Source organism: Pseudomonas lopnurensis (assembly GCF_015070855.1).
GTDB lineage: Bacteria > Pseudomonadota > Gammaproteobacteria > Pseudomonadales > Pseudomonadaceae > Stutzerimonas > Stutzerimonas lopnurensis.
Window position 1 is genome coordinate 25,216 of the sequence record NZ_JADDIX010000099.1, and the last position, 23,036, is coordinate 48,251.

Below are 23,036 nucleotides of genomic sequence, written 5' to 3' on the forward strand. Positions count from 1 at the left end.
GCGACGCATAGCCCCCTTGTCGCTCGGCAATGTGACGCCGTGCCGGTTCCCGCCGGCGCGTCGGCGCAGCGCTGGCGCATATGAAGGGGGGCCGCGTTTTTTTGCTCGGCCGAACGCCTATGCTGATGATTCGAACAATCGTCAGGAGACGTCGGCATGAGCCATTACGCCTTCGTCAGCACCCCGGTGCTGAATATCGCCTATCTCGAATGGAATCCCCGTGGCCGTCAGGTGGCGGTGCTGGTGCACGGCTGGCCGGATGGCCCGGAGAGCTGGAGCGCCGTCGCCGAGCATCTGGTCGCCGCCGGTTATCGTGTGCTCTGCCCGACGCTGCGCGGTTTCGGGCAGACGCGTTTCATCGACCCGCTGACCCCGCGCAGTGGCCAGTTGGCCGCGCTGGGACGTGATCTGCTCGACTTCATCGATGCGCTGCGCCTCGATCAGCCGGTGCTGGTCGGCCACGACTGGGGCGCGCGGGCGGTGGCCAACGCCTGTGGTCTGCGCCATCACGCGGCCGCGCGGCTGGTGATGCTTTCGGTGGGTTATGGCAGCAACGATCCGAGCCAGCAGATTTCCCTGATCCAGGCGCGCAACTACTGGTATCACTGGTACATGGCCACGCCGCGCGGCGAGCGTACGCTCGTCGAGGATCGCGTGGCCTTCACGCGCTTGCTCTGGGATATCTGGTCGCCGGCCGGCTGGTACGCCGAGGCGGATTTCGCCCAGGCTGCCGAAGCGTTCGACAATCCGGACTGGGCCGCGGTGGTGCTGCATTCCTACCGGCACCGCTGGGGCTTCGTCGAGGGCGATCCGGCCTATGTGCAGGACGAGGCACTGCTGCAGCCCACGCCGGTGCTGGCGGTACCGACGCTGGTGCTGCACGGCGAGGCGGATACTTGCAACGCACCGGACAGCTCGGCGGGGCGGGAAAGCTTCTTCAGCGGGGCGTACCACCGCCGGCTATTGCCGGGCGTCGGCCATTTTCCCCAGCGCGAAGCGCCCGATGCGGTGGCCGATGCCATTCTGACGTTCTGCCAGGGCGTCTGAGAGCCCGCGTGCGCTAGCGCGCGAACCCGGTCGGAAAGCCGCCGGGCTCGAGCTCTTCAGCCAAACAGGGTGTGGACGGAGAGACTCGAACGCTCAGACCGGATTGTTGAGCCCCGCACGGCATTCACTCGCGAGAACGGAAAAAGCCGGCTCAGGCGCCTAAGTAAGCACAGAGAGTACGTTGTAGGAGCGCGCCATGCGCGCGAATCGCGGGCGTGGCCCGCTCCTACATAATCCTGCAACCAGCTTTTGGCATTAAGCATTAGGCTCAGGCGCCGGCTTCCTGCATCCACTTCGGTTTCGGATAGCGGCGATCCGCCTTGCCGGCCTTGAGCACGGCTCCCGGCACCTCGTGGCCGACCAGTTGCGGCAGGTCGGCGGCGCACTGCAACAGCCGGTCGAGATCGACGCCGGTTTCCAGCCCCATGCGCTGGAACATGTGCACCAGGTCCTCGCTGCAGATATTGCCGCTGGCACCCGGCGCATAGGGGCAGCCACCGAGGCCGCCGAGCGACGCGTCGAAGCGGTCGATACCGGCATTCAGCGCCGCCAATGCGTTGGCCAGGCCCATGCCGCGGGTATTGTGGAAATGCGCGGTGAACACGGCTTCGGGCCAGCGCTGCAGCGCCGCACGACAGATGCGCTCGACCTGCGTCGGATCGGCCATGCCGGTGGTGTCGCAAAGGGTGATGCCCTGCACGCCGATCTCCAGCAGGCGCTGTGCCAGTTCGTAGATGCGTTGCTCGGGTACCTCGCCCTCGAACGGGCAACCGAAGGTGGTGGACAACGAGGCGTTGACGAACACGCCGCTGCCACGGGTGACTTCGATGATCTCGCGGAACTGCGCCAGCGACTGCTCGGGCGTCATGCGCAGGTTGGCCAGGCCGTGGGTATCGCTGGCCGACATCACCAGGTTGATCTCGTCCACCGCGCAGGCCAGCGCGCGTTCGCAGCCCTTCACGTTGGGCACCAGCACAGTGTATTCGACACCCGGCACGCGGCGGATGCCGCGCATCACCTCCTCGGCGTCGCGCAGGTTCGGGATGGCCTTGGGCGAGGTGAAGGAGGTGACCTCGATCTTCGCCAGGCCGGTATCCGAAAGGCGGTCGATCAGCGCGATCTTGACCTCGGTCGGCACGAAATTCGATTCGATCTGGAAGCCGTCACGGGTGGCGACTTCCTGGATGTACAGGCGTTTGCTCATCGGTGAATCCTGTCGGTTATGGGCGGTAGGGTGGATGACGCTCCATCCATCCACCGTTTCGGCAATGTCACGGTGGATGAAAAAAGCGTCATCCACCCTACGTTGTTGGCTCGAAGCTTGTGGCCTGTAGTTCGTAGGGTGGATGACGCTCCACCCATCCACCGTTTCGGCAATGTCACGGTGGATGAAAAAGCGTCATCCACCCTACGCGGTACGCTGTTGGCTTGAAGCTTGTGGCTTGCAGCTTGGCGCTGTTTTCTCAGATGATCCCGCGCTCGCGCAGGCCCTGCCGTTGTGCGTCGGTGAGGCCGAGCCCGGCCAGCACGTCGTCGGTGTGCTCGCCCAGCTGCGGGCCGCCGTGGCCGATGCGCCCCGGTGTGCGCGACAGCTTGGGCAGCACGCCCGGCACCTTGAGCGGGCCGGCGAAGGTCTCGACCTGCTCGATCATCTGCCGTGCCAGGTAATGCGGGTCCTTGACGATGTCGGCGGCGGTGTAGGGATAGCCGGCCGGTACGCGGGCGCCCTTGAGGGCCTCGATCACTTCGTCGCGGTCATGGCCGATGGTCCACTCGCCGATGGCTGTATCGATCAGCTCGGCGTGCTGGGCGCGGCCGTCGTTGTGGGCGAAGCGCGGATCGTCGGCCAGGTCCTGGCGACCCATCAGGCACATCAGGCGCTTGTAGATGCTGTCGCCGTTGCCGGCGATCAGCACGTAGGCGCCGTCCTTGCACAGGTAGGAGTTGGACGGCGTGATCCCCGGCAGCGCACTGCCGGCCGGCTCGCGCACATAGCCGAAGGCGTCGTATTCGGGCACCAGGCTTTCCATCATGGCGAACACCGATTCGTACAGCGCCACGTCGATCTCCTGGCCCAGGCCGCTGCGGCTGCGCTCCTGCAAGGCGAGCAGCACGCCGATGACGCCATACAGCGAGGACAGCGAGTCGCCGATGCTGACACCGACGCGCACCGGCGGCTGACCCGGATAGCCGGACAGGTGGCGCAGGCCGCCCATGGCTTCGCCGATCACGCCGAAACCCGGCAGGTCGCGGTAAGGGCCGGTCTGTCCGTAGCCGGAGATGCGCAGCATGATCAGGCGCGGGTTGAGTTTCGACAGCGCGTCCCAGCCCAGGCCCCATTCTTCCAGCGTGCCGGGGCGGAAGTTCTCGATCAGGATGTCGGCCTCGACCACCAGCTGGCGGACGATGGCCTGGCCTTCGGCAGCCTTGAGGTCCAGCGTCACCGAGCGCTTGTTGCGCGACTGCACGTGCCACCACAGCGAGGTGCCGTCCTTGAGCTTGCGCCATTTGCGCAGCGGATCGCCGACCTTCGGCGGTTCGATCTTGATCACCTCGGCGCCGAATTCGCCGAGCAGCTTGCTGGCGAAGGGGCCGGCGATCAGCTGGCCCATCTCGATCACCTTGAGGCCTTGCAGCGGCAGGTTCTTCTCGGTCTGTTCGTTCATCGCAACACCTGTGTCGGGTCGATTCATGAGCGCAGGATGACCGAGAGCCACGCCGTGGACAATTGCCGAATAGCCAAGGATGGTTTCGTGTTTCGCGAAGCTGTTCTACGAGAGCCCTTTGCGGCGGCAGGTCGTTCGGTGCATCCTTCGCCGCCTGCGAATATGGGAGAGCCCCCACATGCGTCGCATCGATTTCATTACCCTGAGACTGTTCGTCGCCATTGCCGACGAGCGCAGCCTGACCCGCGCCGCGGAGCGCGAGCACCTCGCCCTGGCGGCGGTGAGCAAGCGCGTCAGCGATCTGGAAGGCCAGCTCGGCGTCAGCCTGCTCTATCGCCAGCCCAAGGGCGTCGAGCTGACGCCGGCCGGCCACGCGCTGCTGCACCACGCGCGCAGCCTGCTGGACAACCTGCAGCAGCTGGACGCCGACCTCAGCGAATTCAGCCAGGGCGTGAAGGGCCATGTGCGCATCCACGCCAACACCTCCGCGGTGATCGAGTTCCTGCCCGAGGACCTGAGCGCCTTCGCCCGCCAGCATCCGGAAGTGAAGATCGATCTCGAGGAGCGCGTCAGCGGCGACACCCTGCGCGCCCTGCGCGAGGGGCTGACGGATATCGGCATCTTCGCCGGGCACCTGCCGATCGAGGACCTGCAGGTATTCAACTACCGCGAGGACCGGTTGGTGCTGGTCACCCCGCGCGAGCATCCACTGGCGGCGCGCGAGCGCATCGCCCTGCGCGAGGCCACCGGCTTCGACTTCATCGGGCTGCAGCAGGACGCCTCGCTGCACGCGTTGCTGCAGCAGTCGGCCCAGCAGATGGGCACTCCGCTGCGCCTGCGCATCCAGGTGCGCAGCTTCGAGGCGATCTGTCGGATGATCCATACCGGCATGGGCGTCGGCGTGCTGCCCGAACAGGTGGTGCGCAACTACCTGCCGGCGCTGGACGTGTCGATCGTCCAGTTGAGCGATCCCTGGGCGCGACGCGAGCTGAAGATCGGCGTGCGCAACCTGGACGGTCTCTCGGTCACCGCGCGGCAGATGCTCGAATACCTCACCGCTCGCGAAGGCAAGGGCCGGGAAACGGCGGGATAGGGCGACAGCAGAGCGCGGCCTTCGCCAACAGCGAAGTCGATCTTGGCCAAATAGCAATTCAGCGAGGGCAGGTGCCGGAGTAGAGTCGACCGGGATACATGGCTCACACAACTACAAAACGGAGCTCCTCATGACGCGACTCACCCGTGGCATCACCCGTCTGTTCGCCGCTTCGGCCTTGTTCACCGTCCTTGCGGCCCAAGCCGATCCGATTCTGATCAAGTTTTCCCACATCACCGCCGACAGCACGCCCAAGGGGCAGGGCGCCCTGATGTTCAAGAAGCTCGTCGAGGAGCGCCTGCCGGGCCAGGTCGAGGTGCAGGTGTTCGCCAACTCTTCGCTGTATGGCGACGGCAAGGAAATGGAAGCGCTGCTGATGAACGAGGTGCAACTGCTCGCACCGGCGCCCTCCAAGCTCGAGCAGTACACCAAGCAGCTGCAGCTGTTCGACCTGATGTTCCTGTTCGACGACATGGCCGCCGCGCAGCGCTTCCAACAGTCGGAAAAGGGCCGTGCGATGCTCAAGTCCATGGAGGACAAGGGCATCACCGGACTGGCCTACTGGCTCAACGGCATGCGCCACTTCACTGCCAACAAGCCGCTGCGCGAGCCGGCCGATGCCCGCGGCCTGAAATTCCGCGTGCAGCCCTCGGACCTGCAGGCGGCCCAGTACACCGCGCTGCGTGCGGTGCCGCGCAAGATGGCCTTCGCCGAGATCTACCAGGGCCTGCAGACCGGCGTGGTGAATGCCCAGGACAACCCCTGGTCGAACATCTACAGCCAGAAGTACCACGAAGTGCAGAAGTACGTGACCGAGTCCGATCACGGCATCGGCAACTACCTGCTGATCACCAACACCCGATTCTGGAACGGCCTGCCGGCGCCCGTGCGTGGCGAGCTGGAGGCGATCATCGAGGAGGTCACGGTCGAGGTGAACCGCCAGGCCGAGGCGCTCAACGAGAAGGCCAAGCAGGGCGTCATCGATTCGGGCAAGAGCGAGATTCTGGTGCTCACCGACGAGCAGCGCGCCAAGTGGCGCGAAGCGGTGCAGCCGGCCTGGAAGAAGTTCGAGGACGAGATCGGCAAGGACCTGATCGAGGCGGCGCAGGCGGCGAATTCCGGAAGCTGAAATTCCCGCAGGGACTCCTCGCGCCCGGGGGGTGCAACGGAGCCCCTCGATCGTCCGTGATCGGGCACGCGCGCAGCGCGAACTCTGAAGAGCGGCCCATGGCCTAATGCCGTTCAGATAAGCACAGAGAGTACTTCATAGGAGCGGACCATGCGCGCGGATCGCGGGCATGGCCCGCTCCTACACGAGATCCTGCACCCAGCTTGTGGCTTTAAGTGAACAGCAGTAGCCCATGGCCGCTCTTTTTCGTTGCGCCGCAGCAAGGCGCCCGGGCGCAGGGTCTATGCTTCACGGTAACCTGATCGCAGGGCGGTGGAACGCCTGCCGCCGCGATGGGTTCGAATGCAACGTCTGCCAGGCGCTTGGGTTGGTTGTTCGGTTCGCCTGTTGGACAGGGCTCTGTAAACCAACAAGACAGACGAGGTATCTGCCATGAGTGCTGCGTCCCTATATCCGGTACGGCCCGAGGTGGCCGCCCAGTCCTTGACCGACGAGGCCGGCTACAAGGCCATGTACCAACAGTCGGTGGTCAACCCTGACGGCTTCTGGCGGGAACAGGCGGCGCGCCTGAACTGGTTCAGGCCCTTCACGGAGGTCAAGCGCACTTCCTTCGACGATCATCACGTGGACATCAAGTGGTTCGCCGACGGCACGCTGAATGTCTCGTCCAACTGCCTGGACCGGCACCTGAAGGCGCGCGGCGATCAGGTGGCGATCATCTGGGAGGGCGACGATCCTTCCGAACACCGCGAAATCACCTACCGCGAGCTGCACCTGCAGGTCAGCAAGTTCGCCAACGCGCTGCGCGGCCAGGACGTGCACCGCGGCGACGTGGTGACCATCTACATGCCGATGATCCCCGAGGCGGCCATCGCCATGCTCGCCTGCGCGCGCATCGGCGCGATCCATTCGGTGGTGTTCGGCGGCTTCTCGCCGGAGGCGCTGGCCGGACGCATCATCGACGGCAACTCGAAGGTGGTGATCACCGCCGACGAAGGCATACGGGGCGGCAAGCGCATTGCGCTGAAGGAAAACGTCGACGAGGCGCTGACCAATCCGCAGACCCGCTGCGTGCAGAAAATCATCGTGGTCCGCCGTACCGGCGCCGACATCCGCTGGCACCCGCATCGCGACATCTGCTACGACGACCTGATGCGCGTCGCCAGCGAAGTCTGCGCGCCGAAGGAAATGGGCGCCGAGGAGCCGCTGTTCATCCTTTATACGTCCGGCTCCACCGGCAAGCCGAAGGGCGTGCTGCACACCTGTGGCGGCTACCTGTTGTACGCCGCGCTGACCCACGAGCGGGTCTTCGACTACCGGCCCGGCGAGGTCTACTGGTGCACCGCCGATATCGGCTGGATTACCGGCCACAGCTACCTGATCTACGGCCCGCTGGCCAACGGCGCGACCACGCTGATGTACGAGGGCGTGCCGAACCATCCGGACGTCACCCGCGTCGCCCGGATCATCGACAAGCACAAGGTCAACATCCTCTACACCGCGCCGACGGCGATCCGCGCGATGATGGCCGAGGGCGCGGCGGCAGTGCAGGGCGCCGACGGCTCCAGCCTGCGCCTGCTCGGCACCGTCGGCGAGCCGATCAACCCCGAGGCCTGGCACTGGTACTACGAAACCGTGGGCCAATCGCGCTGCCCGATCGTCGACACCTGGTGGCAGACCGAGACCGGCGGCATCCTCATCAGCCCCTTGCCGGGCGCGACCGCACTCAAACCGGGGTCGGCCACCCGGCCGATGTTCGGCGTGGTGCCCGGGCTGGTGGACAACCTCGGCAACCTGCTGGAAGGACCGGCCGAGGGCAACCTGGTGATCCTCGATTCCTGGCCCGGGCAGATGCGCACCATCTACAAGGACCATGACCGCTTCGTCGACACCTACTTCAAGACCTTCCGCGGCATGTACTTCACCGGCGACGGCGCACGGCGCGACGAGGACGGCTACTACTGGATCACCGGGCGGGTCGACGACGTGCTCAACGTATCCGGCCACCGCATGGGCACCGCCGAGATCGAGAGCGCCATGGTCGCCCACGCCAAGGTCGCCGAGGCCGCGGCGGTCGGCGTGCCGCATCCGCTCAAGGGCCAGGCGATCTACGTCTACGTGACGCTGGTTTCAGGCGTGCAGCCGTCGGATGCGCTGCGTCAGGAACTGCAGCAATGGGTGCGCCGGGAAATCGGTCCGATCGCCGTGCCGGACGTGATCCAGTGGGCGCCGGGGCTGCCGAAGACGCGTTCGGGCAAGATCATGCGTCGGCTGCTGCGCAAGATCGCCACCAACGAATACGACGCACTCGGCGATACCTCCACGCTGGCCGACCCGGGCGTGGTGGACCAACTGATCGACGCTCACAAGGCCATGGAGCGTGCCTGAGGCGGCCTCCCTGGACAGCGGCAGGCACACACCGAACCCGTGGGATGCGCGCCCTCGCAGCGTTGCCTCGACTCGGGAGAAGCGCACGAGCCTAGGAGCCTGGGGGACGCCTAGTCCTTGCTGGCGATCCCGGTCACCATCGCCGATGATCGCCAGCAAGCTGGCTCCTACAACATAATGTGAGTCAACACGCTAACCAAGCAGGCCACTAGACCCCGGCCGGCGGCGTCTTCAGCGTGTCGCTACCGACCACCGTCGCGCTGCCGGTGGCGGCCTGGGCACTGGCGTTCAACTGCTGCTGCTCGGCGTCGGAACGCTCCAGCGGCAACTGATGGGAGCGGCCTTCGGCCATCCCCGCCTGTTCGTTGATTTCGTTGAAGACACGCTTGGCTTCGCAATGGCCGGAGACTCCGCGCGCCAGCGCCATGCCGCCCATGGCCAGCTGCAGCAGACCGCCCAGGCCGCCGCGGCGCAGGCCCTTGCCGAGAAAATACAGGCCACCGGCGAGGGAGACGGCGCGCTCCCAGCCATGGACGTTCTGTGCGGATCGGTTCGAAGAGGTGTGGTTCATTGCGTGGGCTCCGACAAGGGCATTCCCAATGACTGACTCTCGCCGACGGAACCCGTTCGCTGCCACAGGTCGGCAGCCCGCGGATGTCATCCGGCAACCGTAGGTTGGGTTGAGCGAAGCGAAGCCCAACAGGCGTGGTAATGGGCAATGGATTTGGCCCCGGTTGGCGTTGGCGTGGCGTTGGGCTTCGGCGCTGCGCACCTCGACGGAACGCCGCCCGACCCAACCAATGTGCGCGCCCCGCGCTGTGCCCCGACGCTACTCGGCCATGCCGAACACCTTGAGCAGGAACGCATATTCCAGCGCCACGTCCTTGAGCGCCTGGTAGCGTCCGCTCATGCCGCCATGGCCGGCGCCGAACTCGGTCTTGAGCAGCAACAGGTTGTCGTCGGCGCGGGTGGCGCGCAGCTTGGCTACCCATTTGGCCGCTTCCCAATATTGCACACGGCTGTCGTTGTAGCCGGCCACCGCCAGCAGAGGCGGGTAGGCCTGGGCGCGGACGTTCTCGTAGGGCGCATAGGCCTTGATGCGCTCGTGCACTTCCGGATGGTTGGGATCGCCCCATTCGTCGTATTCGGTCACGGTCAGCGGCAGGTCGGCGTTGAGCATGGTGTTGAGCACGTCGACGAAGGGCACCTCGGCGATGGCCGCGCCGAACAGTTCCGGGCGCAGGTTGAGCACCGCGCCGATCAGCAGCCCGCCGGCGCTGCCGCCGCTGATGGCCAGGCGCTGCGGCGTGGCGTAGCCGTCGGCCAGGAGCTTCTCGGCGCAGACGATGAAGTCATTGAAGGTGTTCGGCTTGTGCTCCAGCTTGCCGGCGCGGTACCAGGCCTCGCCAAGATCACCGCCGCCTCGCACATGGGCGATGGCGAAGACGAAACCGCGGTCGAGCAGCGACAGCCGCGCATGCGAGAACCAGGGATCGAGACTGTGGCCGTAGGCGCCATAGCCGTAGAGGTAGAGCGGGGCCGGTTTGCCGAAACTGTCGCGGCGCGCCACCAGGCTGATGGGAATCCGCGTGCCGTCTGCGGCCGTGGCCCAGATCCGCCGGCTTTCATAGGCGTCGGCGTCGAACGGCCCTTCCACCGGGGTTTCCTTGAGCACGGCCTGGGTGCCGTCGGCCAGGGTCAGCTGGCGGATCTGCGCGGGGCGGTTGAGGGCCTCGTAGCGCAGGCGGATCACCGTGCTGGTGAACTCCAGCGAATTCTGTACGTGCAGGCTGTAAGCCGCATCGGGCAGCTGCAGGCGATAGGGCTGGATGCCCTGAGGGCGTACCTCGATCACCGGCAGGCCGCTTTCACGCAGGGTCAGGGTGATCGCCTCGGCGTTCAGGCTGACGTCCTCGAGCATCACCGTCTCGCTGTGCGGCACCAGTGCCTGCCAGTGCTCGCGGCCCGGCTGCGCCTCGCCGGCGCGGTAGAGGGCGAAGTTGATCCCGGCCTGGTTGCTGCGGATCAGCCAGCTCCACTGGCCCTCGTACAGACCGTGATCGGGAAAGTACTCGTGGTCCTCCTGACGCGGCGCCAGGCACGTCCAGCGACCCTGCGGCTCGTCGGCCGAAAGTATCCAGGCTTCGCTGGTGGTCTTGCTGTGGGAGAGGATCACCAACTGACGCTCGGAGCTGGAGCGGTAGCAGTGCACGAAGAAACGCCCGTCCGGGTCGTGGAAGACCTCGCTGCTGCCGCTCTCGCCGAGGCGATGACGGTATATCTTGTGTGGCCGGTGGGTCTCGTCGAGTTCGCCGTAGAACAGCGTCTGGCTGTCGTTGGCCCAGGTCATGCTGCCGTCGCAGTCGTCGAAGGGCAGGGCGCTGACCTCGCCGTTGGCCAGGTCCTTGACGAACAGCTGGTAGATCTCGTCGCCCTCGCGGTCGAGGCTGTAGGCCAGCTTGCCGTGATCCTGGCTGATGCTGAAGGCCCCCAGCGAGAGAAAGCCGCCGCCGGCCAGTTCATTGGGATCGAGCAGCAGCTGCTCGGCACTCTCGTCGACGCTCAGCGAACCGTCCAGCGGGCGCGGGCAACGATAGTGACGCGGATATTCGTCGCCAGCCGTGGTGCGCTGGTAGTACAGCCACGGGCCCCAGGGCGAGGGCAGGGAAAGATCGGTTTCGCGGATGCGGCCCTTGATCTCCTGGAACAACGTTTCGCGCAGTTCGGCCTGATCGGCGAGCTGTTCTTCGAGGTAAGCGTTTTCTGCCTTCAGGTAGGCCAGTACGTCTTCGGCGTCGCGATTCTCCAGCCAGCGATAGGGATCGGTGCCGGTGTCGGCGCGGGCAATGGGGGCTTGGGACATGCAGTACTCCGGATTCGATTCAGCGACCCGATGGCGGTGGGCGCAGGGGGCAGCGAGATGCAGCAGTGTACCTGCTCGGCTACGTCTAGGATTGACTCAGTGGGTGCGGTGCGGTTTCAGCCGCTCGGTCGGCCCGGCGTGGCGATCATCGACGCAATGAATGCAGGCAAATCGGCGCTGTCGATGATGACCGGACGGTCGCGCAATGTCCGCTTGCAGGCCCCTTTCGGTTAGACAAGACAGCCGATTGACAATGGTGCGCTTTTCCCCGAAGGTGTGCCGACCCAAATCAAACGGGCGTATGAATCGAGCGTTTGCCAGAGCAGATGCCGGTCACCCGGATTATCGTGTCGGTGGGTGTCGTTCGCCGCAAGGCGCGGCCGAGTCAGGGCCGAAGACGTGAGACACGTAACGTTCAGCTTCCATACCTGGAGATCAGTTGATGATTTACGAAGGTAAAGCCATCACGGTTAAGGCTCTTGAGAGCGGCATCGTCGAATTGAATTTCGACCTCAAGGGTGAGTCCGTCAACAAGTTCAATCGCCTCACGCTCAACGATCTGCGCCAGGCCGTCGATGCCATCAAGGCCGACGCATCGGTCAAGGGCGTGATCGTCACCAGCGGCAAGGACGTGTTCATCGTCGGTGCCGACATCACCGAGTTCGTCGACAACTTCAAGATGCCCGACGAAGAACTGGTCGCCGGCAACCTCGAAGCGAACAAGATCTTCAGTGATTTCGAAGACCTGGGCGTGCCCACCGTCGTCGCCATCAACGGCATCGCCCTGGGTGGCGGTTTCGAAATGTGCCTGGCCGCTGACTATCGGGTCATGTCCAGCGCAGCCAAGGTCGGTCTGCCGGAAGTCAAGCTGGGCATCTATCCGGGCTTCGGCGGTACCGTGCGCCTGCCGCGCCTGATCGGTGTCGACAATGCCGTCGAGTGGATCGCATCCGGCAAGGAAAACCGCGCCGAAGACGCGCTCAAGGTGCGCGCCGTGGATGCCGTCGTCGTTCCGGAGAAACTGCAGGAAGCTGCTCTGGATCTGGTCAAGCGCGCCCTCTCCGGCGAGCTTGACTACAAGGCCAAGCGCCAGCCCAAGCTGGACAAGCTCAAGCTCAACGCCATCGAGCAGATGATGGCCTTCGAAACCAGCAAGGCCTTCGTCGCCGGCCAGGCCGGGCCGAACTACCCGGCCCCGGTGGAAGCCATCAAGACCATCCAGAAGGCCGCCAACTTCGGTCGTGACAAGGCGCTGGAAGTCGAGGCCGCCGGCTTCGTCAAGCTGGCCAAGAGTTCGGTCGCCGAAAGCCTGGTCGGCCTGTTCCTCAGCGACCAGGAACTGAAGAAGAAGGCCAAGGCCTACGACAAGCAGGCGCGCGACGTGAAGCTCGCCGCTGTGCTCGGCGCCGGCATCATGGGCGGCGGCATCGCCTACCAGTCGGCGGTCAAGGGCACGCCGATCCTGATGAAGGATATCCGCGAAGAGGGTATCCAGATGGGCCTGGACGAAGCCTCCAAGCTGCTCGGCAAGCGTGTCGAGAAGGGGCGTCTGACTCCGGAGAAGATGGCTCAGGCGCTCAACGCGATCCGCCCGACGATGTCCTATGGCGATTTCGGCAATGTCGACATCGTCGTCGAAGCCGTGGTCGAGAACCCGAAGGTCAAGCACGCCGTGCTGGCCGAGGTGGAAGGGCATGTCCGCGAAGATGCGATCATCGCTTCCAACACCTCCACCATCTCCATCAGCTACCTGGCCCAGGCGCTCAAGCGTCCGGAAAACTTCTGCGGCATGCACTTCTTCAACCCGGTGCACATGATGCCGCTGGTGGAAGTGATCCGCGGTGAGAAGACCAGCGAAACCGCCATTGCCACCACCGTCGCCTATGCCAAGAAGATGGGCAAGAGCCCGGTCGTGGTCAACGACTGCCCGGGCTTCCTGGTCAACCGCGTGCTGTTCCCGTACTTCGGCGGCTTCGCCCGCGCCATCGCCCACGGTGTCGACTTCGCCCGCGCCGACAAGGTGATGGAGAAGTTCGGCTGGCCCATGGGCCCGGCCTACCTGATGGACGTCGTCGGCATGGATACCGGCCACCACGGCCGTGACGTGATGGCCGAAGGCTTCCCGGATCGCATGAAGGACGACACCAAGACCGCCGTCGACGTCATGTACGAGGCCAACCGCCTCGGCCAGAAGAATGGCAAGGGCTTCTATGCCTATGAAATGGACAAGAAGGGCAAGCCGAAGAAAGTGGTCGACCCCGAGGCCTACGAGCTGCTCAAGCCGATCGTCGCCGAGACGCGCGAGCTGTCCGACGAGGACATCGTCAACTACATGATGATCCCGCTGTGCCTGGAAACCGTGCGCTGCCTGGAAGACGGCATCGTCGAGACCGCCGCCGAAGCCGACATGGGCCTGATCTATGGCATCGGCTTCCCACCCTTCCGTGGTGGTGCGCTGCGCTACATCGATTCGATCGGCGTCGCCGAGTTCGTCGCGATGGCCGACCAGTACGCCGACCTGGGCCCGCTGTACCACCCGACCGCGAAGCTGCGCGAGATGGCTGCCAACGGCCAGCGCTTCTACGGTTAATCGAGGGAGAGAGAATTCATGAGCCTGAATCCAAGAGACGCAGTCATCGTCGACTTCGGCCGTACCCCGATGGGGCGCTCCAAGGGCGGCATGCACCGTAATACCCGCGCCGAGACCCTGTCCGCACAGCTGATCGACGGCTTGCTGGCGCGCAATCCGAAGATCGACCCGGCCGAAGTCGAGGACGTGATCTGGGGCTGCGTGAACCAGACCCTCGAGCAGGGCTGGAACATCGCCCGCATGGCCTCGCTGCTGACCCGCATTCCGCACACCAGTGCCGCACAGACCGTCAGTCGCCTGTGCGGTTCGTCGATGAGCGCCCTGCACACCGCCGTGCAGGCGATCCAGACCGGCAACGGCGATGTGTTCGTCATCGGTGGTGTGGAGCACATGGGCCACGTCGGCATGATGCACGGCGTCGACCCGAACCCGCAGCTGTCGCTGTACGCCGCCAAGGCCTCCGGCATGATGGGCCTGACCGCCGAAATGCTGGGCAAGATGCATGGCATCAGCCGCGAGCAGCAGGACGCCTTCGGTGAGCGTTCGCACCGTCTGGCGCACAAGGCCACCGTTGAAGGCAACTTCAAGGACGAGATCATCCCGATGGAAGGCTACGACGAGAACGGCTTCCTGAAGGTCTTCGACTACGACGAAACCATCCGTCCGGATACCACGCTGGAAAGCCTGGCGGCGCTGAAGCCGGCTTTCAACCCGAAGGGTGGCACCGTGACGGCGGGTACGTCTTCGCAGATCACCGACGGCGCTTCCTGCATGATCGTCATGTCCGCCCAGCGCGCCAAGGATCTCGGCATCCAGCCGATGGCCGTGGTTCGTGCCATGGCGCTGGCCGGTGTCGACCCGGCGATCATGGGTTACGGTCCGGTGCCGTCCACCCAGAAGGTGCTCAAGCGCGCCGGCCTGACCATGGACGACATCAGCCACGTCGAGCTCAACGAAGCCTTTGCGGCGCAGGCTCTGCCGGTGCTCAAGGACCTCAAGCTGCTCGACAAGATGGACGAGAAGGTCAACCTGCACGGCGGCGCCATTGCGCTGGGTCACCCGTTCGGCTGCTCCGGTGCGCGTATCTCCGGCACTCTGCTGAACGTGATGAAGCAGAACGGCGGCACGCTCGGTGTCGCCACCATGTGTATCGGTCTGGGCCAGGGGATCAGTACGGTCTTCGAGCGCGTCTGACAGACAGATGCAAATGACTGCGCTAGGCTGACAGCCATTCCGCTAGCTTGCGGGAACATGTTCAGCCGGTGCATGGAAGCCGGGGCCTGGTGCCCCGGTTTTTCTTTTTTGTGTTTGCGGGGAGGTAGGCATGCAGTTGCAGCCGGGGCGTTATCGCCATTACAAGGGGCCTGAATATCGCGTATTCGCCGTGGCGCGGCATTCCGAGACCGAGGAGTGGATGGTGTTCTACCAGGCGCTCTACGGGGATTACGGCCTCTGGGTGCGCCCGTTGTCGATGTTCAGCGAAACCGTCGAGGTTGACGGCGAAACCGTTCCGCGGTTCGCGCTGATCGAGGCCGAACCGAGCCTCTTTGAGGGCTGAGCCGGCATGCGGCCAGCAGCCTCGCGCTTGACCTCAGCTCCATCGCCACTATATATAGCGGTGCTTTTTAGACAGAGCGAAAACTTCAGCGTCCGGTTCACGGGCATTCAGTGGTGCTGATTCGCGCCAGGCGTTATCGGGGAGAACGAGTGGGCTTGTGGGCCGCCGTTCGCAAATTCCACGCTAGCGTTCGCTGATGCCTTGCCGACTGCCGCTGGCATTGGTATTCGAACTGCCGAAAGGCGCCGCCTCTGTTCACCTCTCGATTCAGGAACTCTCCTCTCCATGGGTAAATCGCTGGTCATCGTGGAATCACCGGCCAAGGCCAAGACAATCAACAAGTATTTGGGCAACCAGTACGTGGTGAAGTCGAGTATCGGCCATATCCGCGACCTTCCCACCAGCGGCTCGGCCAGCAAGGAGCCGGTCAAGCGCGGCAAGGCCGCCGCCGAGGCGCCTGTGCTGTCGCCCAAGGAAAAGGCCAAGCGCCAGCTCGTCGCGCGCATGGGCGTCGACCCGGAGCACGGCTGGAAGGCCAAGTACGAGATCCTGCCCGGCAAGGAGAAGGTGATCGAGGAGTTGCGCCGCCTGGCCAAGGAAGCCGACACCATCTATCTCGCGACCGACTTGGATAGAGAGGGGGAGGCCATCGCCTGGCACCTGCGCGAGTCCATCGGTGGCGATGACGGCCGCTACAAGCGCGTGGTGTTCAACGAGATCACCAAGAAGGCGATCCAGGAAGCGTTCTCGCAGCCTGGCGAACTTGATCTGAATCGAGTCAACGCGCAGCAGGCTCGTCGCTTTCTCGACCGCGTGGTCGGCTACATGGTGTCGCCGCTGCTCTGGCAGAAGATCGCCCGTGGCTTGTCCGCCGGCCGTGTGCAGTCGGTGGCGGTGAAGCTGGTGGTCGAGCGCGAGCGCGAGATCCGCGCCTTCGTGCCGGAAGAATACTGGGAAGTGCATGCCGACCTGGCGACCGCGCAGCAGGCCAAGGTGCGTTTCGAAGTCGCGCGCGAGAACGGCGAAGCCTTCAAGCCGCTGAACGAGGCGCAGGCCACTGCCGCGCTGGAGAAGCTCAAGGACGCCCGCTACAGCGTCAGCAAACGCGAAGACAAGCCGACCAGCAGCAAGCCGTCCGCACCCTTCATTACTTCGACGCTGCAGCAGGCGGCCAGCAATCGCCTCGGCTTCGGCGTGAAGAAGACCATGATGATGGCCCAGCGTCTCTACGAGGCGGGCTACATCACCTACATGCGTACCGACTCGACCAACCTCTCGGCCGATGCGATCGGCATGGTGCGCGGCTTCATTGAGGACGAGTTCGGCAACAAGTACCTGCCCGAAAAGCCGAACGTCTATTCGAGCAAGGAGGGCGCCCAGGAGGCGCACGAGGCGATCCGCCCGTCCGACGTCAATCTGCGGCCCAACCAGCTGTCCGGTATGGAGCGTGACGCCGAGCGCCTGTACGAGCTGATCTGGCGCCAGTTCGTCGCCTGCCAGATGCCACCGGCGCAGTACCTGTCCACCAGCGTGACGGTCAGCGCCGGTGACTTCGAGCTGCGCGCCAAGGGCCGCATCCTCAAGTTCGACGGCTACACCAAGGTCATGCCGCAGCAGAGCAAGTCCGGCGAAGACGACGTACTGCCGGAGATGAACAAGGGCGACGACATGAAGCTGCTCAAGCTCGACCCGAGCCAGCACTTCACCAAGCCACCGGCACGCTATTCGGAAGCCAGCCTGGTCAAGGAGATGGAAAAGCGCGGCATCGGCCGGCCATCGACCTACGCGGCGATCATCTCGACCATTCAGGATCGCGGTTATGTCTCGCTGCACAACCGTCGCTTCTATTCCGAGAAGATGGGCGACATCGTCACCGAGCGTCTTTCCGAAAGCTTCAACAACCTGATGGACTACGGCTTCACCGCCGGCATGGAAGAGCACCTGGACGACGTCGCCCAGGGCGAGCGCGACTGGAAGCACGTGCTCGACGAGTTCTACGGTGATTTCCGCAAGAAGCTGGACGTCGCCGAGGCCAGCGAGAACGGCATGCGCGCCAACCAGCCGACGCTGACCGACATTTCGTGCAAGGTCTGCGGTCGGCCGATGATGATCCGCACCGCCTCGACCGGCGTGTTCCTCGGCTGCTCCGGCTACAGCCTGCCGCCGAAGGAGCGCTGCAAGTCCACCGTCAACCTGATCCCCGGCGACGAGATCGCCGCCGACGACGAGGGCGAATCCGAATCCCGGGTGCTGCTGGGCAAGCATCGCTGCCCGATCTGCAGCACCGCGATGGACGCCTACCTGCTCGACGAGACGCACAAGCTGCACATCTGCGGCAACAACCCGGATTGCTCCGGCTACGAGATCGAGGAAGGCCAGTACCGCATCAAGGGCTACGAAGGCCCGAGCCTGGAGTGCGACAAGTGCGGCAGCGAGATGCAGCTCAAGACCGGCCGTTTCGGCAAGTTCTTCGGTTGCACCAATGCCGAGTGCAAGAACACCCGCAAGCTGCTGAAGAACGGCGAGCCCGCCCCGCCGAAGATGGACGCGGTGAAGATGCCGGAGCTCAAGTGCGAGAAGGTCGACGACACCTACGTGTTGCGTGACGGCGCGTCCGGCCTGTTCCTGGCGGCCAGCCAGTTCCCGAAGAACCGCGAAACCCGCGCGCCGCTGGTGCAGGAGCTGATTCCGCACAGGGACGAGATCGATCCCAAGTACCACTTCCTGCTGGACGCACCGCAGCAGGATCCGGAAGGCCGCCCGGCGGTGATCCGCTACAGCCGCAAGACCAAGGAACAGTACGTGCAGTCCGAAGTCAGCGGCAAGCCCACCGGCTGGAAGGCCTTCTACGACGGCGGCAAGTGGAAGGTCGAAGACAAGCGCTGATGGCTCTTGCGGAGCCTATCCGGCTACGGGGCGGCGTCGCGGTTGTGCTGTCGTGGTCTGGCGCGACGCCGCGCGAGGGTTCATTCTTCGCAACAACCCCGGGGCAATCGCGCCATGTGCTCGAAGAGCCGGAAACAGCGCTGGAGGCTGGACGACAAGCGGCCCGGGGCTGGGCGAACACCGGCTCCGGTTTCCAGCGCTTTTCTCGAGTGGCCGTTGCGAAATGACGCCATAGGCGCGATTGCCCTGGCAACACCCCCCTTTCGGAGAGCATCCCATGGCTTACGAGCTCTACACCCGCACCAACCAGAAGATCTTTTTCGCCGGTCTGTCGCTGGATGGCTGGCGCAAGGCCGAAGAGGCCGCGTCGCTGAATTCCCAGGGGTTGATCCAGGCCGAGCGCGAGGCCTGCCTGTTCCACCTCTATGGCGCCTTGCTGGGGCTGTGCCACGAAATCGCCGGGTACTATCGCACGCCCGGCGCGGATGCCCGCGCGGTGGAGGCGTTCCTCGCCCGTGGCATGCTCGAAGCGGCACCGAGTCCTGAACTCGCCGAGCTGGTGGAACTGTCCGAGCAGCCGGACACCTGGCTGTCCCGGTTGCTCGGCGCCTACGGCGCGCTGTTCGCGGCGCCGCGTCCGCCTGCGAAGGCCAAGAGCGATCCGCGCCAGCCGCTGATCGAGGCGGTCAGCCTCGAAGAGGATATTCCTCCCTTGCCACGGGCCGAACTGGAAGCCTGGCGGCAGAACCTGAAAGGGCTGGCGTTGCGTTTTCGCGAATCGCTCACCGAGTGGTGAGCGCTTCGCGGGGGTGCCGCTATCACGACCTTGGAACGGCCAGTTTCAGTTCGACAATAGGCCCGGCAATGCCGCTCATTCCTAACCTCGCGGCCTGATCAGCAATACCAGCGCGATGCCGCCGAGGATGGCCGCGCCGGACACGATCAGCGTCGCCGTCACGGGCTCGCCCAGCAGCAGGGCACCGGCGAGAGCGGTAAGCAACGGCACGCTGAGCTGTACGCTGGCGGCCTGTATCGCTGCCAGACCAGGCATGGCCGCATACCAGATGGCGTAGCCGACTCCGGAAGTCAGCGCGCCGGAGAGTAGCGCATAGATCACGCCAGCCGGGTCCCACTGCCGTTGCGTCATCAACGCCAGGCACAGCAGCGCGGCGAGCGGAGCGGCCCTGACGAAATTGCCGGCGGTTGCCGCGAGCGGGTTGCTGGCTGCGCGCCCCCGCAGTGAATATACGCCCCAGGCCACGCCGGACAGCAGCATCAGCATGGCGCCATCGAGCGCCGGCGCGCGGCTGCCCGGCAGCAGCAGTACCAGTAGTCCGCCGAGGGCGAGCAGCAGCCCGCCTATCTGTCCAGGACTGAACCGTTCGCCCCGCAGCGCCCCCCAGGCCAGCATGCTCAGCTGTACCGCACCGAACAACAGCAATGCGCCGGCGCCCGCGTCCAGACTGAGATAGGCGAAGGAAAAGCTCGCGGCGTAGACGAACAGGGCAAGCGCGCTGAACCAGTCCCCGCGCAGAGGTTCGCCGGCCTGGCCGATACGCAGCAACAACCAGAGTGTCAGCGCTCCGGCGAATAGGCGCAGCCCTGTGAAGCTGGCGGGGTCTATGCCGGTGTCCCTCAAGGCGATGCGACAGAGTATCGAGTTGCCCGCGAATGCAAGCATGGCGAGGGCGGTGAGCAGCAGGGTACGAGTCGTCATGGGCAGTCCTTTCGGGGCGCATCCATACGCCCGTTTTTTGCTACATGCTACGTTGTCGACATCCCGACTTGCATGCTGCTTTTCATTGAGCGCTTTCATTCATTCGTATCAAGAGCGCATGGTTGTCGGATGGCTCAGGGCCTGCTTCGGTCGGCCAAAAGCTGTTCTGTCGGTACTCGGCTGTTACAATGCCGCCTTTCACGCGGAGCTGATCCATGCCTACATCTTTTCTGGAAATCGTCGAGCTACCGGACGGGCGCATCGTGCTTCGTCGCGCCGAGGACGAGGAGGTGCTGGTCACGCTGGATTTCTCCGATGATGCCAAGCTGTTCCTGCAGGGGCAGCATGTGGAGATCGCCAAGGCAATGTTCAATGTCGGGGTGCAGATGGCCGGCCGCATGACGGAAGGCGATTTCGAACGGGAGGACGAGCAACCGCGCGTTCTGCATTGAGCCGGTGGCGGTCGGTGGCAGCAGGTCGAGGGCCTGCTTCGGGGGAGGGGCAGCACATTCCCTGTGCTTTGCGGCTCAACAACCCAGGCGGATATTGAGGCTTTGCGCTTCGCCAAGCGCGGCGGCCGTGCGCAGCCTGTAGCGGGTGGCGGCGTCGAGTTGCCCGAGCCAGCTGATGACGGTATGGCTGCAACCCGAAGCGAGTGCCTTGCAGGCAAGGGCCAGTGCACCTTCGGCATTGCGCGGTTGCAGCAGGATGATGCGTTCACGGTTCAGCCCGCACTTGCGCAGCCAGTTCTGCGAGAGAAAGGCGGGCGGGGCGATCAGGGTCAGCCAGCGGCTGTCCGCCGCATCACCGAGTTCGCGCAGGATGGGCGCGAGCAGCAGGTGGCAATGTTCGCTGCTGCCGCTGAGGCTCAGCTCGCTCAGGTATTCCTGCTCGGGCTTGCTGCGTGGCTTCATCTCGCCGAAGGGCGTCAGGCTATGGGCGATGATGCCATCGAACAGGGAAAGTTGTGGTCGGGAAGTGCTGGTCTGATACTGCATGAACTTCTCCTTAGCGGCGTATGACGCCGACGCTCAAGCCTTCTATCACCAATTCCTGATGTTCGAGATCGACCTCGATGGGGGCAAATTCCGGGTTTTCCGCCAGCAGCCAGACTTTCTTGCCGTCGCGCTTGAAGCGCTTCACGGTGACCTCGTCGCCGACCCGCGCGACCACGATTTGGCCATTGCGCGCTTCACGGGTGGTATGCACGGCCAGCAGATCGCCATCGAAGATGCCGATATCCTTCATGCTCATGCCACGAACGCGCAGTAGATAATCGGCGCGTGGATGGAAAAAAGCGGGGTTGATCTGGCAGGATTCCTCGACATGCTGCTGGGCCAGGATCGGCGCGCCAGCCGCGACGCGACCGATGATCGGCAAGCCGGAATCCTGGGTGGCGGGTTCGAAGTCGGGAATACGTATCCCGCGCGAGGCGCCGGGCGTCATCTCGATGGCGCCTTTGCGAGCGAGAGCCTTGAGATGCTCCTCGGCCGCGTTGGGGGACTTGAAGCCGAGCGCCTGGGCGATTTCCGCGCGGGTAGGCGGATAACCGTTGTCTTCCAGGCAACGCTTGATGAAGGCGAGGATTTCCGACTGGCGAGGCGTCAGCTTGATCATGGCGGTCTCTGTTCTTTTATACAGTGACTGGGATTATATACAGTGATCCGGCCTTGGCAATGACTGTTTCGCCGGGCGCGTCGCTACACGGTCGGGGAGGGCCCTGCGACGATGATGCTAGTGTCGCGGGGGCTTTCGTGGTTGACTTGCGGGTGGGTGAAACGTAAGTTTCAAACAGGTGTTTGTCTTTCGGAGGGGGCATGGCGCAGTCGGAAACAGTTGAGCGCATTCTTGATGCAGCGGAACAGCTGTTCGCGGAAAAAGGCTTCGCCGAGACTTCGCTTCGCCTGATCACCAGCAAGGCTGGGGTCAACCTGGCGGCGGTGAACTACCATTTCGGATCGAAGAAGGCGCTGATCCAGGCGGTTTTCTCGCGGTTCCTCGGGCCCTTCTGTGCCAGCCTCGAACGCGAGCTGGACCGCCGCGAGGCCTTGACGAGCAAGCCGGACACGCTGGAAGAGCTCTTGGAAATCCTCGTCGAGCAGGCGCTGGCGGTCAAGCCGCGCAGCGGGGATGACCTGTCGATCTTCATGCGCCTGCTGGGATTGTCCTTCAGCCAGAGCCAGGGCCACCTGCGGCGTTATCTCGAAGACATGTACGGCAAGGTGTTCCGTCGCTACATGCTCAAGGTGCACGAGGCGGCACCGGCGATTCCGCCCATCGAACTGTTCTGGCGCGTGCATTTCATGCTCGGCGCCGCGGCCTTCAGCATGTCGGGTATCAAGGCGCTGCGAGCGATCGCCGAGAACGATTTCGGCGTCAGGACCACCATCGAGCAGGTCATGCGCATGATGGTGCCTTTCCTCGCGGCGGGCATGCGTGCCGATAGCGGGGTCGAGGATCCCTCGCTCGCGCAGGCGCAGCCGGTGGCCAGGCGCAACGCGGTGGCGATGCCGACCAAGGCTTGAGCTACAAGGCCGGCGGCCTATCGGATAAGCTAGCCGCTATGACTCTCGATCTGCTGCACGTCTCCATCGCCGACCAGCGGCTGTACGGCTTCGCCGAAGGCCGGCTGCGCCTTCGCCTGCCGGTTTCCACCGCGCGCAACGGCGTCGGCGAGCGCAATGGCTCCGGTTGCACGCCGCGCGGTCTGCATCAGGTGCGCGCGCGTATCGGTGACGGGCTGCCGGCGGGGGCGGTGCTGCGCGGACGGCGCTGGACCGGCGAGGTCTGGTCCGAGGCGCTGCACGCGCAGTTTCCCGGCCGCGACTGGATTCTCACCCGGATTCTCTGGCTCAGTGGCTGCGAACCCGGTGTGAACCGGCTCGGCGGGGTCGACACCTTTCGCCGCTATATCTACCTGCACGGCACGCCGGACCCCGAGCCCATGGGCGTGCCGCTGTCCCACGGCTGCATCCGCCTGCGCAATGCGGATCTGTTGGCTCTCTTCCCATTGGTGCCGGCCCACTGCGCAGTGCGCATCGAAGAGGCCGCCTGCCCGGCCTGGGCCGCTGCCCAACTCGACTGAGGATTCGCTCATTT

The 23,036-nt window shown here is 64.6% G+C and carries 19 protein-coding genes; 12 read left to right on the plus strand and 7 right to left on the minus strand.

Annotation, left to right across the window (positions count from 1 at the left end; all coding sequences use genetic code 11):
• Positions 1-156 precede the first annotated feature (156 nt).
• Complete coding sequence (locus tag IN820_RS21000) at positions 157-1,047, plus strand: alpha/beta fold hydrolase (protein WP_193682832.1); 891 nt, start codon at positions 157-159, stop codon at positions 1,045-1,047.
• Between the two features lie 268 nt (positions 1,048-1,315).
• Here the strand turns inward: IN820_RS21000 and IN820_RS21005 are convergent, their stop codons facing one another.
• Together IN820_RS21005 and IN820_RS21010 are read right to left on the minus strand one after the other, a co-directional pair.
• Positions 1,316-2,251 carry a hydroxymethylglutaryl-CoA lyase gene (locus tag IN820_RS21005; protein WP_193682833.1) on the minus strand — a complete coding sequence of 312 codons (936 nt, stop codon included), beginning with the start codon at positions 2,249-2,251 and terminating at the stop codon, positions 1,316-1,318.
• A 259-nt stretch (positions 2,252-2,510) separates the two neighbouring features.
• Positions 2,511-3,713, minus strand: coding sequence for a CaiB/BaiF CoA transferase family protein (locus IN820_RS21010; RefSeq protein ID WP_193682834.1), 1,203 nt, complete (start codon positions 3,711-3,713; stop codon positions 2,511-2,513).
• Positions 3,714-3,891: 178 nt separating this feature from the next.
• Here IN820_RS21010 and IN820_RS21015 point away from each other — a divergent pair, with 178 nt between their 5' ends.
• From IN820_RS21015 to acs, 3 genes are all read left to right on the plus strand, one after another.
• Entirely contained in the window at positions 3,892-4,806 is a 915-nt protein-coding gene (locus IN820_RS21015) for a LysR family transcriptional regulator (protein WP_193682835.1), read from the plus strand.
• Positions 4,807-4,936: 130 nt separating this feature from the next.
• Positions 4,937-5,935, plus strand: a complete 999-nt coding sequence (locus tag IN820_RS21020) for a DctP family TRAP transporter solute-binding subunit (RefSeq protein ID WP_193682836.1) — start codon at positions 4,937-4,939, stop codon at positions 5,933-5,935.
• 432 nt (positions 5,936-6,367) lie between these two features.
• Positions 6,368-8,323, plus strand: coding sequence for an acetate--CoA ligase (acs, locus tag IN820_RS21025; RefSeq protein ID WP_193682837.1), 1,956 nt, complete (start codon positions 6,368-6,370; stop codon positions 8,321-8,323).
• 208 nt (positions 8,324-8,531) lie between these two features.
• Here acs and IN820_RS21030 read toward each other — a convergent pair whose 3' ends face one another.
• The gene (locus tag IN820_RS21030; RefSeq protein WP_193682838.1) at positions 8,532-8,894 is read right to left on the minus strand and encodes a YgaP-like transmembrane domain; all 363 of its coding nucleotides are present in this window, start codon (positions 8,892-8,894) and stop codon (positions 8,532-8,534) included.
• Between the two features lie 258 nt (positions 8,895-9,152).
• Entirely contained in the window at positions 9,153-11,186 is a 2,034-nt protein-coding gene (locus IN820_RS21035; protein ID WP_193682839.1) for a S9 family peptidase, read from the minus strand.
• 442 nt (positions 11,187-11,628) lie between these two features.
• Between IN820_RS21035 and fadB the strand changes: the two genes are divergently transcribed.
• The 5 genes from fadB (at position 11,629) to IN820_RS21060 (ending at position 19,016) form a co-directional block, all read left to right on the plus strand.
• Complete coding sequence (gene fadB / locus IN820_RS21040; protein WP_193682840.1) at positions 11,629-13,776, plus strand: fatty acid oxidation complex subunit alpha FadB; 2,148 nt, start codon at positions 11,629-11,631, stop codon at positions 13,774-13,776.
• An 18-nt stretch (positions 13,777-13,794) separates the two neighbouring features.
• On the plus strand, positions 13,795-14,970 hold the full coding sequence (fadA, locus tag IN820_RS21045) for an acetyl-CoA C-acyltransferase FadA (protein ID WP_193682841.1): 1,176 nt from the start codon (positions 13,795-13,797) through the stop codon (positions 14,968-14,970).
• A gap of 130 nt (positions 14,971-15,100) precedes the next feature.
• The gene (locus IN820_RS21050) at positions 15,101-15,334 is read left to right on the plus strand and encodes a DUF1653 domain-containing protein (RefSeq protein ID WP_193682842.1); all 234 of its coding nucleotides are present in this window, start codon (positions 15,101-15,103) and stop codon (positions 15,332-15,334) included.
• Between the two features lie 285 nt (positions 15,335-15,619).
• On the plus strand, positions 15,620-18,220 hold the full coding sequence (gene topA / locus IN820_RS21055) for a type I DNA topoisomerase (RefSeq protein WP_193682843.1): 2,601 nt from the start codon (positions 15,620-15,622) through the stop codon (positions 18,218-18,220).
• Between the two features lie 277 nt (positions 18,221-18,497).
• The gene (locus IN820_RS21060) at positions 18,498-19,016 is read left to right on the plus strand and encodes a DUF6586 family protein (protein ID WP_193682844.1); all 519 of its coding nucleotides are present in this window, start codon (positions 18,498-18,500) and stop codon (positions 19,014-19,016) included.
• An 81-nt stretch (positions 19,017-19,097) separates the two neighbouring features.
• On the opposite strand, the gene IN820_RS21065 is transcribed toward IN820_RS21060, so the two are convergent.
• The gene (locus tag IN820_RS21065) at positions 19,098-19,937 is read right to left on the minus strand and encodes a DMT family transporter (protein WP_193682845.1); all 840 of its coding nucleotides are present in this window, start codon (positions 19,935-19,937) and stop codon (positions 19,098-19,100) included.
• 215 nt (positions 19,938-20,152) lie between these two features.
• Between IN820_RS21065 and IN820_RS21070 the strand changes: the two genes are divergently transcribed.
• Positions 20,153-20,389: a hypothetical protein gene (locus IN820_RS21070; protein WP_193682846.1), complete on the plus strand. Its 237-nt coding sequence runs from the start codon at positions 20,153-20,155 to the stop codon at positions 20,387-20,389.
• 75 nt (positions 20,390-20,464) lie between these two features.
• Here IN820_RS21070 and sulA read toward each other — a convergent pair whose 3' ends face one another.
• Both sulA and lexA read right to left on the minus strand, forming a co-directional pair.
• A complete protein-coding gene (gene sulA / locus IN820_RS21075; protein ID WP_193682847.1) occupies positions 20,465-20,935 on the minus strand; it encodes an SOS-induced cell division inhibitor SulA in 471 nt (156 codons plus the stop codon).
• A 10-nt stretch (positions 20,936-20,945) separates the two neighbouring features.
• Positions 20,946-21,554 (minus strand): transcriptional repressor LexA, encoded by a 609-nt coding sequence (lexA, locus tag IN820_RS21080; RefSeq protein ID WP_193682848.1) that lies wholly within the window; start codon positions 21,552-21,554, stop codon positions 20,946-20,948.
• Between the two features lie 200 nt (positions 21,555-21,754).
• Here lexA and IN820_RS21085 point away from each other — a divergent pair, with 200 nt between their 5' ends.
• Entirely contained in the window at positions 21,755-22,462 is a 708-nt protein-coding gene (locus IN820_RS21085; protein WP_193682849.1) for a TetR/AcrR family transcriptional regulator, read from the plus strand.
• A 38-nt stretch (positions 22,463-22,500) separates the two neighbouring features.
• Entirely contained in the window at positions 22,501-23,022 is a 522-nt protein-coding gene (locus IN820_RS21090; RefSeq protein WP_193682850.1) for a L,D-transpeptidase, read from the plus strand.
• The last annotated feature ends 14 nt before the right edge of the window (positions 23,023-23,036 follow it).